This is a genomic window from Pseudomonas sp. 2995-3, assembly GCF_002742565.1.
Lineage (GTDB): Bacteria > Pseudomonadota > Gammaproteobacteria > Pseudomonadales > Pseudomonadaceae > Aquipseudomonas > Aquipseudomonas edaphica.
Genome location: NZ_LJSB01000223.1, coordinates 281,344 through 295,106, shown reverse-complemented (window position 1 = coordinate 295,106; position 13,763 = coordinate 281,344). Strand labels below are relative to the sequence as shown.

13 protein-coding genes are annotated in these 13,763 nt (G+C 60.1%); 5 read left to right on the top strand and 8 right to left on the bottom strand.

Annotated elements, in window-relative coordinates; genetic code table 11:
- Nucleotides 1-5 precede the first annotated feature (5 nt).
- On the top strand, nt 6-1,466 hold the full coding sequence (xylB, locus tag AOA62_RS22315; protein ID WP_099549778.1) for a xylulokinase: 1,461 nt from the start codon (nt 6-8) through the stop codon (nt 1,464-1,466).
- A gap of 43 nt (nt 1,467-1,509) precedes the next feature.
- On the opposite strand, the gene AOA62_RS22310 is transcribed toward xylB, so the two are convergent.
- The 3 genes from AOA62_RS22310 to AOA62_RS22300 all read right to left on the bottom strand — a co-directional run bounded on the left by AOA62_RS22310 (nt 1,510) and on the right by AOA62_RS22300 (nt 3,443).
- Nucleotides 1,510-1,818: a hypothetical protein gene (locus AOA62_RS22310; RefSeq protein ID WP_099549777.1), complete on the bottom strand. Its 309-nt coding sequence runs from the start codon at nt 1,816-1,818 to the stop codon at nt 1,510-1,512.
- 225 nt (nt 1,819-2,043) lie between these two features.
- Nucleotides 2,044-2,901, bottom strand: coding sequence for an NmrA family NAD(P)-binding protein (locus AOA62_RS22305; protein ID WP_099549776.1), 858 nt, complete (start codon nt 2,899-2,901; stop codon nt 2,044-2,046).
- A gap of 101 nt (nt 2,902-3,002) precedes the next feature.
- A complete protein-coding gene (locus tag AOA62_RS22300; RefSeq protein ID WP_099549775.1) occupies nt 3,003-3,443 on the bottom strand; it encodes an Lrp/AsnC family transcriptional regulator in 441 nt (146 codons plus the stop codon).
- A gap of 109 nt (nt 3,444-3,552) precedes the next feature.
- Here AOA62_RS22300 and AOA62_RS22295 point away from each other — a divergent pair, with 109 nt between their 5' ends.
- Nucleotides 3,553-4,458, top strand: a complete 906-nt coding sequence (locus tag AOA62_RS22295; protein WP_099549774.1) for a DMT family transporter — start codon at nt 3,553-3,555, stop codon at nt 4,456-4,458.
- Here AOA62_RS22295 and AOA62_RS22290 read toward each other — a convergent pair.
- The 3 genes from AOA62_RS22290 to fabF all read right to left on the bottom strand — a co-directional run bounded on the left by AOA62_RS22290 (nt 4,436) and on the right by fabF (nt 8,325).
- Nucleotides 4,436-6,415, bottom strand: coding sequence for a U32 family peptidase (locus AOA62_RS22290; RefSeq protein WP_058420323.1), 1,980 nt, complete (start codon nt 6,413-6,415; stop codon nt 4,436-4,438). The two genes, AOA62_RS22295 and AOA62_RS22290, sit on opposite strands and share 23 nt — an antisense overlap.
- 195 nt (nt 6,416-6,610) lie before the next feature.
- Nucleotides 6,611-6,991, bottom strand: coding sequence for a RidA family protein (locus tag AOA62_RS22285; RefSeq protein ID WP_017135617.1), 381 nt, complete (start codon nt 6,989-6,991; stop codon nt 6,611-6,613).
- 65 nt (nt 6,992-7,056) lie between these two features.
- Nucleotides 7,057-8,325 (bottom strand): beta-ketoacyl-ACP synthase II, encoded by a 1,269-nt coding sequence (gene fabF, locus AOA62_RS22280; RefSeq protein ID WP_099549773.1) that lies wholly within the window; start codon nt 8,323-8,325, stop codon nt 7,057-7,059.
- Between the two features lie 106 nt (nt 8,326-8,431).
- Between fabF and AOA62_RS22275 the strand changes: the two genes are divergently transcribed.
- Nucleotides 8,432-8,908 (top strand): helix-turn-helix domain-containing protein, encoded by a 477-nt coding sequence (locus AOA62_RS22275; protein WP_017135619.1) that lies wholly within the window; start codon nt 8,432-8,434, stop codon nt 8,906-8,908.
- Here AOA62_RS22275 and AOA62_RS22270 read toward each other — a convergent pair whose 3' ends face one another.
- Entirely contained in the window at nt 8,909-10,231 is a 1,323-nt protein-coding gene (locus AOA62_RS22270; RefSeq protein ID WP_099549772.1) for an OprD family porin, read from the bottom strand.
- Between the two features lie 701 nt (nt 10,232-10,932).
- On the opposite strand from AOA62_RS22270, the gene AOA62_RS22265 reads away from it, so the two are divergent.
- Entirely contained in the window at nt 10,933-11,568 is a 636-nt protein-coding gene (locus AOA62_RS22265; RefSeq protein ID WP_099549771.1) for a hypothetical protein, read from the top strand.
- A gap of 58 nt (nt 11,569-11,626) precedes the next feature.
- On the opposite strand, the gene AOA62_RS22260 is transcribed toward AOA62_RS22265, so the two are convergent.
- On the bottom strand, nt 11,627-12,496 hold the full coding sequence (locus AOA62_RS22260) for an oxaloacetate decarboxylase (RefSeq protein ID WP_017135623.1): 870 nt from the start codon (nt 12,494-12,496) through the stop codon (nt 11,627-11,629).
- 280 nt (nt 12,497-12,776) lie between these two features.
- Here AOA62_RS22260 and AOA62_RS22255 point away from each other — a divergent pair, with 280 nt between their 5' ends.
- The gene (locus AOA62_RS22255; protein WP_099549770.1) at nt 12,777-13,718 is read left to right on the top strand and encodes a cupin; all 942 of its coding nucleotides are present in this window, start codon (nt 12,777-12,779) and stop codon (nt 13,716-13,718) included.
- Nucleotides 13,719-13,763: the final 45 nt, after the last annotated feature.

Genomic DNA, 13,763 nt, shown 5'->3' with positions numbered 1-13,763 from the left:
GACGTATGCGCAACCCTGTTTCCCTCGGCATAGACCTCGGCACGTCAGAGCTCAAGGCGATTTTGATGGACGTCGACGGTAGCGTGCTGGCCCACGCCGGTGTGCGCCTGAGTGTGTTGCGCCGCCACAGCGGCTGGTCTGAACAGGCCCCCGAAGACTGGTGGCAGGCCTGTTTGCAGGCGCTGGCGCAGTTGCGCGAGCACGCGGCGTTTGCCCGTGTGGCGTGCATCGGCCTGTCCGGGCAGATGCATGGCGCGGTATTGCTGGGCAAGGATGATCGTGTGCTGTACCCGGCTATCCTGTGGGATGACGCACGCGCGGTGGCCCAGGCCGCGCAACTGGGCAGCGGGTTTGCCGAACCCACCGGCAGCCTGCCAATGGCCGGGCTGACGGCGCCCAAACTGCTGTGGCTGCAACAGCATGAACCCGAGGTATTCAAGGCGATTGAGTGTGTGCTGTCGCCCAAGGATTACCTGCGGTTACGCCTGACAGGCGAGCGCATCAGCGATATGTCGGATGCCGCCGGCACCCTGTGGCTGGACGTCGCGCAGCGTGAATGGTTTGCGCCGATGCTCCACGCCACCGGCCTGACGCTGGCCCACATGCCCCGGCTGGTGGAGGGCGGTGCGGCGAGCGGTGTACTGAATGTAAGCGGGTTGGGCCTGTCGCCCGAGGTGGTGATTGCCGGTGGTGGTGGCGATAACCCGGTGGCGGCGGTCGGCATCGGTGCGATCAATGCCGGTGACGGCTTTATCACCTTGGGCACCAGCGCGGCCATCGTCGCCATCACCGACCACGCCGCCGGCAACCCGGCCAGTGCCGTGCACAGTTTCTGCCACGCCTTGCCCAACCGCTGGTACACCATGGGCGCCATGCTCGCCGGGGCCAGTTGCTTGCGCTGGGTGACGCGCTTGACCGGCCAGCCGGATGAACAAACATTGCTGGATCAGGTGCAGGCGCAGTTGCCCATCGAGCAGCCGGTGTCGCTGTCGACGCCGTTGTTTCTGCCGTACCTGGCCGGTGAACGCACGCCGCACAACGACCCGTTATTGCGCGGTGGGTTTATGAACCTGGGGCATGACTGCACCCCGGCGATGCTCGGTTATGCGGTGATGGAAGGCGTAGGTTTCGGCTTGCTCGATGCGCTGCGTGCGGTGCAGTCGACCGGTGCCGACGTGACCGCCTGCGCCTTGGTCGGCGGCGGGGCACGGAGTGCGTATTGGGCGCAGTTGCTGGCCAATATCCTCCAGCGGGAGATCTTCACGCTGCACGGCAGTGAATTGAGCGCGTCTGTGGGGGCGGCGAAGCTGGGGTTTATGGCGATTGGGCAGGGCGCGGATTTGCTTACGGCGGGGATGCCGGTCAAGGCGAGGTATTTGCCGAACCCTCTGCAACAGAAACTGTTAGAGGCTCGGCACTGTAAATTCAGGGGGCTCTTGGATGCTGCAAAATTTTTGAACGTTTGATTCAAGAGTCTCGTAGTTACGCACTCCTTTGTTGCCCCCGATATTAACGTCGATAAAAATTTCTTTTTTGCACATCGCTCAACATTGCACTCCACTCAGTAAAAGAGGGTTCGCCATTAACGAAGTCCGCCTCCAACCTCCAGGAACCGGCGTTACTTGAAAATTCAAGTACAGTCTCCTGCCTGCCGTCGCTATAAAAATGATAGTGCCCATTCACGTTTTGCTTTTCCCCCAAGATCCGATCACTAAAATAGCCACTGAAATAGCCGTCCTTCTCGCGAAAGTAGTCGATTTCCAAGGTGTATTCATCATTGACACCGCTGTCGTAAAAACCGTTGATAGGATTTGACATGTTGATCGTCCTCTGCAGCGTTATAGATCATTGTGGCTATCGTTGAGTAATACACCAGCATAGGCCCGCCAGATTTGAGCACTTGTGCTTCAAAGCTCGCATCCTTAGCGTAGTTATGAGCATTGGATTCTCTCCAGTGATGCACAACGCTAACAAGTCGTACTCAGCTGAGCACCTGTGAAAATTGACAGTTTTTTATATTCAAAGGCAATAAGCGTCGCTGTTTCAGACGATTGTATCGGCTAACTCACGCAGCACCGTCAGCAACGATGTTTCCCCCTTAAGCACCTGCTCATGCTCAAAACAGATCCAGCCTTCATTGAATCCATCGACCATGCGCATACGTGGCAGAGGGTTCTGAGCGCCCTGGGCGCGCAACAATGCTTCCCAGGTGTCACGCGCCACCCCTTCAGCGTGCACGTCGCGGCCGAGCACCTGTGACAAGCCTTGGGCGATGTCGTTGGGGCTGACCCACTGGCCTTCCAGTTCAACCACCTGATGGCCGGCCCACGCCTGTTGCAGCAACTGCGCGGCGAGGGTGCCGATATCCGCCGTGGCGATCATCGGCACCGACTTGTCCAGAGGTTGCAGAAAGCTGTGGATCACGCCGGTTTCCCGCGCAGTAATCAGGTCGTACGCCGCATTTTCCATAAACCACGCGGGACGCAGGAAGGTCACCGGAATGTCCAGTGCGCTCAGGGCCTGTTCCATCAGGGTACGCTGGGTCAGCAAGTTGACCTCAGTAGCCTGGGCGCCGATGGTCGAGAGGCACAGCACCTTGTTCGGCGCAGCTGCCTGCAACGCCTGGCTGACTGCGGCAATCACCGCACGGGCTTCGGGAAAACCCGGCTGCGGATCAAACCCGGGAGGCGGCAGGATAAACACGCCGGTTGCGCCCATGAACGCTTCGGTTAATGCCTGTGCGTCGTCCATCTGCGCAAACACTACTTCGCAACCTTGATCGGCCCAAAAAGCTGCTTTGCCCGCATCGCGAATCACCGCGCGCACCGGCTGGCCAGCTTTGATGAGGTTACGCGCGAGTGCGCCGCCGACTTTGCCGGTAATACCCGTAATCACATACATGAGCTTTATACCTGTGGTTTCCATTGAGTGGAGCCCAGCATAAAGATCGGCCAGTGATGACAGAATAGCGATTGCGTCACTGCTTTAATGACGCAAAATCACTAATCGGCGAGAGGCGGCAAACGGCGTTTTACCGGGGTTTTCTTGACGATGGCCGTGTTGGTTTCGGCATACACGTTAAGGCGGTCGAGCAGGCTGTCGAGCTGGTCCATGGTGCGCACATGCAAGCGTGCGATAAAGCAGTCGTCGCCGGTGACCTTGTCGCACTCGGTGAACTCGGGGATTGCCTGGATCTGGCGCTCCACCTCCTGCAACTTGCCGGGCAGGGGGCGGATACGCACGATGGCTTGCAGCAGGTAGCCGAAGTGTTTGGGGTCAATATCAACCGTGTAGTGGGTGAGCACGCCGCGCTCTTCAAGGCGTCGCAAGCGCTCGCCGACACTGGGCGATGACAGCCCGGTAATGCCCGCCAAGGCCTTGAGCGACAGGCGCGAGTCGTCCATCAAGGCGCTGATCAGTTGCTGGTCGATGGTGTCAATCATGCTGCCTGCCTAATAACAAAAGGTGAATAAAGGGTTTTGCCTTTTTTAGTCGCTGGAGCCGCTGACCAGCAGATTGCCATAATTGCGCCTCACTTGAGGAGCTTTCATCGTGGACACATCTATCCGTCGCGGGTCGTGGGAAATGGTCGCCGCCATGCTGATTTCGGGCACCATCGGCTGGTTTGTATTGGTCTCTGGTGTATCGGTGATCGAGGTGGTGTTCTGGCGCTGCGTGATCGGCGCGCTGGCCTTGTTGCTGGTCTGCGCTCTGCTGGGTTATCTGCGGCTTGAATTGCTCACCAGGGCCAAGTTCGGCTTGGCGATGCTCAGTGGCGTGGCCATCGTCGGCAATTGGTTGCTGTTGTTCGAATCCTATTCCCACGCCTCAATTGCAATCAGCACGGCGGTCTACAACGTGCAGCCGTTTATGTTGGTGATGCTGGCCGCGGTATTTCTCGGTGAGAAAATCACCGTGCAGAAAATGGCGTGGTTGAGCGTCGCGTTCCTCGGCATGTTGGCGATTGTCACCGCCCATGGTGAGCAGCAAAGCGGTGGCGAGGCTTACCTTGCGGGTATTGCGCTGGCCTTGGGGGCGGCATTTTTGTATGCGATTGCCGCGCTGATCATCAAGCGCCTGAAGGAAGTGCCGCCGCATTTGATGGCGTTGATCCAGGTGACAACCGGCGCACTGTTACTCGCGCCGCTGGTGCCCTGGAACAGCCTGCCGGTGTCAACCAATGCGTGGGCTGCACTGGTGACGCTTGGGGTGGTACACACCGGTTTGATGTACGTGTTGTTGTACGGCGCGATCCAGAAACTGCCCACCGCCATCACCGGGGCACTGTCGTTTATCTATCCGATTGCGGCGATTTTTGTTGACTGGATTGCGTTCGGCCATCGCCTGGGCTGGCTGCAATGGCTGGGCGTGGCCGCAATCCTGCTGGCGGCAGCGGGGTTGCAGCGGGGCTGGTGGTGGCCCCGCGCCCCAAGGGCTAGTGCGTGCCCTGAAAGATGATGTTTTCCGGGTTGAAATGCTCCACCTTACTGCCCGGCTGCGGCAGCCCAAGGATATGCCCCTTGATCTTGCCCACCACGTGCATCTCGCATGGCTTGCAGTCGAACTTGAGGGTCAGCACTTCGTCGCCGTGAATCAACTGCATCGGCGCCACCTTGGTTTTCACGCCGGTCACACCCTTGGCCTGTTTAGGGCACAGGTTGAACGAGAAACGCAGGCAGTGCTTGGTGATCATCACCGGCACCTCGCCGGTTTCTTCGTGGGCTTCGAAGGCCGCGTCGATCAGCTTGACGCCGTGACGGTGATAAAAATCACGGGCCTTCTGGTTGTAGACGTTGGCCAGGAACGACAGGTGCGCTTCCGGGTAGACCGGCGGCGGTGAGGTTTCAGCTTTGCGCCCGCCACGCGGGTGCGCGGCAACGCGTGCGGCAGTCAGTGCTTCGATCACTTCACGGCGCAAGGCCTTGAGCTGCGAGTTGGGGATGAAGAACGCCTGCGGCGCATCCAGCTCGATGTGCGTGGCGTGGTACTCGGTGGTGCCGAGTTGGCCAAGCAGGTCGCGCAGGGTGTCGAGCGCCTGTTCCGGCTTGTTGGCCACGCCAAACGGACCGGGCAGGGTGACGCTGGCGCTGATGCCTTCTTCGCTGGTGGCGGTGACTTCAAGCTGGTCTTCACGCAGACGTGCCACCCAGGCCAGGCCGATGCGGCGCTCGGCGGAGGTTTTGAGCAGCGCTTGTTGCCAGTTATGGTCGAGGTTGCGGTTCAGCGGATGGTTCGGGCGCAGTTGATGCAATCCGGCCGGCATTTCATTCGGCTCGACGCGGTAGCGATAGCGCTTCTCACCGTCCTCCTCAAATTCGCCTTTAGGCTCGGCGATATTGGCGCGGAACCCCACGACCTCGCGTTTGACCAGCACATTGAGGCCGTCGCCATTGGACAGCGGCTCATGGGTGACCACCTGCAAGTCGCGCTTGCCGGCTTTTTCCACCACACCCACCGGCAGGCCGGTAAAGGTTGGGGTATCGAAGGCGCCGATGTCGACCTTGCGGTCGGTGACAAAATAGTCGGTGCTGCCACGGTGGAAGGTTTTTTCCGGGTCGGGCAGGAAGAAGTGCGCGGTACGGCCGCTGGAGGCACGGGCCAGGTCCGTGCGGTCTTCGAGCACATCATCAAGGCGCTGGCGGTAATAGGCGGTGATGTTCTTCACATAGCCCATGTCTTTGTAGCGACCTTCGATCTTGAACGAACGCACGCCGGCTTCGACCAGGGCGCGGATGTTGGCGCTCTGGTTATTGTCTTTCATCGACAGCAGGTGTTTTTCAAAGGCCACGACGCGGCCCTGGTCATCTTTCAAGGTGTACGGCAGGCGGCAGGCCTGGGAGCAGTCGCCACGGTTGGCGCTGCGGCCATTTTGTGCGTGGGAGATATTGCACTGCCCGGAGAACGCCACGCACAGCGCACCGTGAATGAAGAACTCGATGGCGGCATCGGTCTCGTCGGCGATGGCGCGGATCTCTTGCAGGTTCAGCTCACGGGCCAATACCAACTGCGAGAAACCGGCCTGGTCGAGAAACTTGGCGCGGGCCAGGGTGCGGATATCGGTCTGGGTGCTGGCGTGCAACTCGATGGGCGGAATATCCAGCTCCATCACGCCCAGGTCTTGCACGATCAAGGCATCGACACCAGCGTCGTAGAGCTGATGGATCAGCTTGCGCGCAGGTTCCAGCTCGTTGTCATGCAGGATGGTGTTGATGGTGGTGAACACGCGGGCGTGGTAACGGCGGGCGAATTCCACCAGTTGAGCGATATCGCTCACCTCGTTGCACGCATTATGGCGCGCGCCGAAGCTTGGGCCGCCGATGTAGATGGCGTCGGCGCCATGCAAGATAGCCTCGCGCGCAATGGCGACATCACGGGCAGGGCTGAGCAATTCCAGGTGGTGCTTGGGCAAGGACATAGTTTTTTTAGTCAGGCTTGTCACGGTTGAGGCGCGCATTGTAGCTGTGAAATGCCTGACCGGCATCTACCGCAGGGCTGTCATGTAGGAACTGGCTTGCCTGCGATGCAGGCAACCCGGTACATCAGGCATACCGAGGTGATGCCATCGCAGGCAAGCCAGCTCCCACAGTGGATGTGTGCTGAGGCTTGGAACTCAGGCTTTGGCGGCCATCGCGGTGACTTCCACGCGCATGCCTTCTACCGCCAAGGCAGCCACGCCAACGGCGGCACGAACGGGCCAGGGCTTGGCGAAAAAGCGTTTGTAGACTTCGTTGAATGCCGCGCGGTCAGCCATGTCGGTGAGGTAGATGGTCAGGTGCATCACCCGGTCCATGGAGCTGCCGGCTTTCTCCAGCGCGACCTTCAGCGCTTGCAGGGTGCATTCGCTTTGCAGGGTGATATCGCCCAGTTCCAGGCTGCCGTCGGCGTGCGTCGGGATTTGGGTGGAAACCAGGATGCCATTGAAGCCGATGACGTCGCTGGAGATGGAGTCGGCATCCGGGTCGGGGGTGAAGGACAGGTCGTGGTTGGCCATGGGCGCCTCTTGTTGGCGGTTGCAGAAAGGCGCCCATGGTCCCCGAAATCTACGGCAGGGGCAAACTACACCCAGCGCCGGAACAGCACGCTGGCATTCACCCCGCCAAAACCGAAGCCATTGGACAGCGCGTATTCAATCGGCATGGGCCGCGCCTTACCGCGCACCATGTCCAGGCCGTCTGCCAGCGCATCCGGGTTGTCGAGGTTAAGTGTTATCGGCGCAATCTGATCGCGCAGTGCGAGGACGGTGAAGATCGCTTCAATGCCGCCGGCGGCGCCCAACAGGTGGCCGGTGGCGGATTTGGTCGAACTGATGGCCGGGTGGCCACTGGCGCCGAACACGGTCTTGATGGCTGCCAGTTCGCCTTTGTCACCCACGGGTGTCGACGTTGCATGCGCATTCAAATACTGCACCTGGGACGCCTCGATACCGGCTTGACGCAATGCTTGCGTCATTGCCCGCCGCGCGCCATCGCCGTCTTCCGGGCCTGCGGTCATGTGATAGGCATCGGCGCTGGTGCCATACCCGACCAGTTCGGCAATGGGTTGCGCGCCGCGTGCCAGGGCGTGCTCAAGCGCTTCGATGACCAGGATCCCTGCGCCTTCGCCCATCACAAAACCATCACGCGCCTGATCGAACGGCCGCGAAGCGAGCTCCGGCGTGTCATTGAAGTCGCTGGACAACGCCCGTGCGGCAGCAAAGCCGGCAAGGCTGACCCGATGAATCGCCGCTTCCGCGCCACCGCACACCGCCACATCGATTTCCCCGGCGCGGATCATTCGCGCCGCATCGCCAATCGCCTGTACACCCGCCGCGCAGGCGGTCACCGGTGCGCCCAATGGGCCTTTCAAGCCATAGTTGATCGACACATGCCCGGCGGCCATGTTGCTCAGAAACGATGGAATGGTAAACGGCGACAACCGCCGTGGGCCTTTGCTGTCGGTGGTGCGCACCGCCTCGGCAATCGCCGGGAAACCGCCGACGCCGGAGGCAATGATGGTGGCTGTGCGTTCCTGCTCTTGCGGCGTTTCTGGCGCCCAACCGGCTTGCTTCAGGGCTTCATCCGCAGCGGCCAGGGCGAACAGGATAAAACGGTCCATCTTGCGCTGTTCCTTGGCGGCCAGCAGTCGATCGGGATCAAACCCGGCTTCGGGGTCTTGCAGCACAGTTTGCACCTGGCCACCGATGCTGACGGCCAGGTCGCCGATCAATTCTTCGGGCAGGCGACGAATGCCCGATTGCCCGTTCAACAAGCGCTGCCAGGTGGATTCCACACTCGACCCCAGCGGCGTCAGCGCGCCCATGCCTGTCACGACGATACGTTTACTCATGATCAATCGACTCCTGTTGCTTGAGGGATACACAGCTGTGGACGTCACTATCATGATGAAAGTAACATGGGGTCACACACTTTTGCACCCGCAGCCAGGAACGTCCATGCAACGCAAATCCCTTATCAGCGACGAATGCCCCATCGCCCGCAGTCTTGAACGGGTAGGGGAGTGGTGGAGCATGTTGATCATGCGTGACGCGCTGCACGGCTTGCGGCGTTTTGATGAGTTCTCGCGCAGCCTGGGCATCGCGCCGAACATGCTGACGCGCCGCCTGAATGGTTTGGTGGAGGCCGGCATGCTTGAGCGCCGCGCCTACAGCGAGCGGCCGCCACGTTACGAATACGTGCCGACAGCCAAGGGCGAGGACTTTCGTATGGTGCTGATGGCATTGGTGGCGTGGGGCAATCGGCATTACGCCGAAGAAGGCCGCAGCGTGGAGGTGGTGGAGCGCGAGACCGGGAAGTTGCTGGAGCCGATGATGGCAACCGCCGAAGGCTCGGTAGTGGGGTGGGATCGCTGCGTGGTGCAGGCCGGTCCAGCCGCCAGCGCAGGGATGCGCGAGCGGCTGAGCCTGGAATGATTACAACAGGGTAAACGGATAGTCGACGATCACCCGCAGCTCATTCAACTTGCCGTCCCGTTGGTCGGCGTTGGATGAAACCATGGCGTCACGCACACGAAACGACAGGTTTTTCGCCGGGCCGCTTTGCAGCACGTATTTGGCCTCCACATCGGTCTCGTGGTGGTCGCCGTCGGCGCCATAGTCGCCGGCGTAGGCACTGTTGGTCGGGGTGTGGGTGCCATTGATGTCCGAGCCGTTGACGTAGCGGGTCATGAAGCTCAGGCCCGGTACGCCGTAACTGGCCATGTTCAGGTCATAACGGATGCCCCACGACTGTTCGCCCGGCCCGTTGAAGTCGCCCCACTGGATCGAGTTGGCCAGGAACACCGAGTCGCCGCCTTCGCCCGCGCCATTGTTGCCGGTGCCGATGTAGTCGAACGGCGTGTCGCCGTGGACTTTCTGGAACGACAGCGTCAGGGTATGCGCCGCCAGGAACGAGTAGGCCGCCGCCACCGAGTAGGTGGTGTTGTTGATGGCCCCGGCCTTGGCGCTGCCGGTGTCGAGGGTGCGGTACAGGTTGCCGTCCAGCGCGAGTGACTGGTCATGCCCCAGTGGGATCACGTAGTTGAGGTTGGTGTAGTACTGGCGCCAGATGTCTTCCAGCTGACCGGCATACAGGGTCGCGCTCAACGATGGGGTAAAGGTGTATTTGCCGCCGACAAAACTTGCGCTGTTGGCCGCCACGTTGGCGTAGGTCGCGTAGATATCGTGGTCATGGTTGCTGGTCATGCCGCTGTTGGTGCTGGTGAAGTGCCCGGCTTCCAGGTCCAGGCCTGCGATTTCGCTGCTGGTCAGGTCAAACCCGGTGGCGGTCTGCGGCAGAATGCGCGTGCCGCCGGTGGCGAATACCGGCGCGGTGGGTTGCATGTCACCGAATTTAAGCTGGGTTTTGGAAACCTTGATCTTTACCGCAGCGCCCACTGAGCCATAGCCATTTTCCGGGTCGCCATTGCGGTTGGTCGGTAATTCACCGGTGCCGGCATCGGCGTGGGTGGCGTCGAGTTTCATCGCGCCGTAGGCGTAGGCATCCACGCCAAAACCGATGGTGCCCTGGGTAAAGCCCGAGGCGTAGTTGAGCATCGCGCCTTGGGTCCAGTCGCGGTTGTCGGCCTTGCCACTTTGGCGGTCGCGGTCGAAGTAATAGTTGCGCAATAACCCGGTAATGCTGCTGCCGTCGATAAAACCTTTGGAATCGGCCTGGTCGCTGACTGACTCGGCGAGGGCCGCTTGGCTGATACTGGCGCACACCGCCAGCGTTAACAGGCACCACTGTTTGATCATGTTGTTAGTTCCCCGGAATAATTAACGCGTGCACAGAAACACCGCATGCTTGGATAGTGCTTAAGGTTGTATGGCAGATGTTTCAGGTGAGCGTAATGCTGTTTTTATTGTGCTCGACGTGGTTGTCGAAGCTGATTTTTATCATATTTTTCGAGGGCAGCAGCGGTGCCGAGGATTAAACTCGATTAATTAAACTTCACCTCTTTTAATGTCCCATGGGTGTAGCGTTGACAGGGTCTTAGCCGCTCTGCTTCGACAAAACCTTTGGTTTGCCGCCGCAGGCTCTGCGGCGGATTTTTTAAGCTGATATCAATAAATATATATCCATGTTGATACTTTTAAGTCGCCATCAGTAGTGGCGATTTGCTTGCGCGCGCCTAATTATTTGTTTGTAACAAGACTGTTGCACTTGCGCTCCAATAATCCTTCCCAGAGTGGCGTGAAAGACACACTGCGAGAAGGTGGACGTGGGAAATCCCAACGCCAATTACTGACGTAAGGCGCAACACCATCACTGTGGCGAGGGAGCTTGCTCCCGCTGGACTGCGCAGCAGGCCCGTTTTTCAGGGACGCTTAGCGCCCCAGCGGGAGCAAGCGCCCTCGCCACAATGGTTGCCTGTTTTACTTGGGTTGCAGTTGCGGCGCAGAACCCATGCCCTATCATGGCGCCCATCATCCTCTCTGAAAGGACCAGAGGCCTCATGAAAAAAGCGTCATGTATCCTGCTCGCTACCGTTTTATTGGGGCTTAGTGCCTCAGCGCTGGCGGCCGAAGGTTTTATTGGCACCGGCATCAATACAGGGAACGGTTATGAGCCGGACGGCCACGGCGGCCTTAGAGGTACCGGGGGAAACCTGGGCGGTGACTACGCGTTGCAAGAAGATGGATCACTCAGGGGCACCGGTAAAAATATCGGCAAAGGCTATATTCCCGCCGATGACGGTGGCCTCAAAGGCATCGGCTACAACAATGGCCGCGGGTTCAGCCCGGACGGTTCGGGCGGGTACAAGGGCACAGGTTTTAACACGGGTGAGGATTACCGGTCTGACGGCAAAGGCTATTTCCGTGGCGACGGCAAGGCCTCAGGCGCCAGCTGGCGCTCCGATGGCAACGGCGGGTATGAGGGCACCGGCGAGTACCGCAAGCGTGGGTACAAGTCCGATGGTCGGGGCGGCTATGTAGGCACCGGCAAGAACGAGGGCAGGGGGCTTGAGTCCGATGGTCGCGGTGGCTTTATCGGCACCGGCTTGAATGCGGGGGGCGGCTGGGAGCCGGATGGAGACGGCGGCTACAAAGGCACGGGTAATAATCGCGGGGAACGCTGGAGGATTGATTGAAGCAGCCCTCACCATGAGTATCCGGTGCTGATTGCAACAATCAGCACCGTTGCGGCAATTACTCTTTAACGTCCATGAACTCTTCAGCCCACGCCACATAGCTTTCCGGCAACGTGTAGGTATGGGTCAGCTCCGTAGCGCTGAGGTTGGACGTGCTGCTGGTCAGCTTGCGCTGGGCGCGCAGGCTGTCGTAAGTGGCCTTGATCGACGCAAAGTAGGCGCCGTGGCCGGCCACCACGATGCGCACGCCCAGGGCCGCCAGACGCTCACTGTCATTGAGCTGTGGGTTGCCGTAGGTCACCAGCATCAATGGCACCGTCAGGTTGGCGGCGATCTGCTCAAGGTGGTCGAAGTCTTTGACGCCAACCATGCAGATGCCGTCGGCACCGGCTTTCTCATAGGCCTTGGTGCGTGCGATCACATCTTCGGTCGGCAGCACACCGGCGTTGGTGCGCGCGATGATCGACAGTTCAGGGTCGACACGCGCTTCAAGCGCCGCCTTCACTTTGCCGATCCCTTCTTCGACGGAAATCAGGTCGGTGGATTTGCGCCCGAACTGCGCCGGCAACAGCGTGTCTTCAATGGTCAGCGCGGCCACACCGGCACGCTCAAGCTCTTCGACGGTGCGCATCACGTTCAAAGCGTTGCCGTAACCGTGGTCGGCGTCGGCAATAAACGGCAGTTGGGCGACGCGGCCGATGCGGGTGGCCTGTTCAACGAACTCACTCAGTGTGATCAACGCAAAATCGGGGGCTGCAAGTACCTGCAACGAGGCGACCGAACCACCGAGGATACCGACTTCAAAGCCCAGGTCGGCGGCGATGCGCGCGGACATGGGGTCGAAGACGGAGGCGGTTTCAACGCAGATTTGTTTTGCAAGCAGTTCACGGAAGTTGCGGCGCAACGCTGAGTGAGAAATCTTTGGCATGTTCTTTCCTGGCTTTGGTCATCGTCATGTGACGATCAATGTCTATTCGTGGTGGCGCCAAGATTACCACGCAGAGGAACCAGGGATTATGACGTTTGAGCATGAGACAGGCGCCGAACACATGGATCATCGGTTCACGCTCAGGCGCTGGACAGGCCGATTGCACCGTCGCAGGGCAAAGCCGCCCCATCCTGCACAACTGCTGTGCCGGCGGAGTGCTTAATCCCCGCAAGCGCAATGCCTATAGTGGATTTAAACCCGCCCAAGCCTGAGGTGAACCATGAACAGCGAGTTCAAACCCGACCTGACCGATACAGTGCCAAACGAGCAAGTGGACGCCGAGTACTTCGAGTACAGCAAGGCGGCCAACCCGATCAGCGCCAACCTGATTACCCGGATTCCCTACCACAGCTTCCCGGCCTCGCTCTACGACAGCGGCGCCTCGCGGGTGGTCGCGCTGGACCTCAGCCAAGCGCTGGGCTGTGAAGGCCCGGCGACCGGGCCAGGGTTGTGCGCCAACTTTATCCGCTTGAACGCCGGTGATGCCCTGGACCTGCACCCCAATGCGACCTCACAGGTGTTTTATGTCATCGCAGGCGAGGGCCGCGTGGTTCAGGGCGAACATGACATCCAATGGTCCAGCGGTTGCTTTATCGCGCTGCCTGGCCTGCAGCCTGCGCGTTTCAGCGCGTCACAGGATGCACGCCTGTACTACGTGCATGATGAACCGCTGTTGCGCTACCTGGGTGTGACGCGCAGCACTGATCGCTTTGTGCCGACGCTGTACCCCGCCGCGCTGGCCAACCAGAAGCTGCGGGAAGCGGCGGATGACCCTCGCGCCCAGGACCGCAGCCGCATCAGCATTTTGCTGGGCAACCGCAATTTCCCCCAAACCCGAACCGTCACGCATGTGCTCTGGGCCATGTACGGCATTCTGCCGGCGGGCTCGATCCAGAAGCCGCACCGGCACCAGTCGATTGCGCTGGACTTCATCATTAACTGCCCCGAGGGTTGCTATTCGCTGGTGGGCACGGAGCTGGACGCTGATGGCCAGATCCGTAATCCGGTGCGGGTGGACTGGTCGCCGGGGCTGGCGTTCGTGACACCGCCGGGTTACTGGCATGCGCACTTCAATGAGTCAGACACCGAGGCATTCCTGATCCCTATCCAGGACGCCGGGCTGCAAACCTACCTGCGGGCGCTGGATATCCGCTTCAGCTGACAGTACTCGGTCAAAATGTGGGAGCTGGCTTGCCTGCGATTGCAT

Bases quoted from the DNA above. Each gene is read 5' to 3' on its own strand.
- AOA62_RS22260 (WP_017135623.1), bottom strand. From the start codon at position 12,496: ATGCCAAAGATTTCTCACTCAGCGTTGCGCCGCAACTTCCGTGAACTG.
- AOA62_RS22270 (WP_099549772.1), bottom strand. From the start codon at position 10,231: ATGATCAAACAGTGGTGCCTGTTAACGCTGGCGGTGTGCGCCAGTATC.
- AOA62_RS22290 (WP_058420323.1), bottom strand. From the start codon at position 6,415: ATGTCCTTGCCCAAGCACCACCTGGAATTGCTCAGCCCTGCCCGTGAT.
- AOA62_RS22255 (WP_099549770.1), top strand. From the start codon at position 12,777: ATGAACAGCGAGTTCAAACCCGACCTGACCGATACAGTGCCAAACGAG.
- AOA62_RS22265 (WP_099549771.1), top strand. From the start codon at position 10,933: ATGAAAAAAGCGTCATGTATCCTGCTCGCTACCGTTTTATTGGGGCTT.
- AOA62_RS22300 (WP_099549775.1), bottom strand. From the start codon at position 3,443: ATGATTGACACCATCGACCAGCAACTGATCAGCGCCTTGATGGACGAC.
- AOA62_RS22285 (WP_017135617.1), bottom strand. From the start codon at position 6,991: ATGGCCAACCACGACCTGTCCTTCACCCCCGACCCGGATGCCGACTCC.
- AOA62_RS22305 (WP_099549776.1), bottom strand. From the start codon at position 2,901: ATGTATGTGATTACGGGTATTACCGGCAAAGTCGGCGGCGCACTCGCG.
- AOA62_RS22275 (WP_017135619.1), top strand. From the start codon at position 8,432: ATGCAACGCAAATCCCTTATCAGCGACGAATGCCCCATCGCCCGCAGT.
- xylB (WP_099549778.1), top strand. From the start codon at position 6: ATGCGCAACCCTGTTTCCCTCGGCATAGACCTCGGCACGTCAGAGCTC.
- AOA62_RS22310 (WP_099549777.1), bottom strand. From the start codon at position 1,818: ATGTCAAATCCTATCAACGGTTTTTACGACAGCGGTGTCAATGATGAA.
- fabF (WP_099549773.1), bottom strand. From the start codon at position 8,325: ATGAGTAAACGTATCGTCGTGACAGGCATGGGCGCGCTGACGCCGCTG.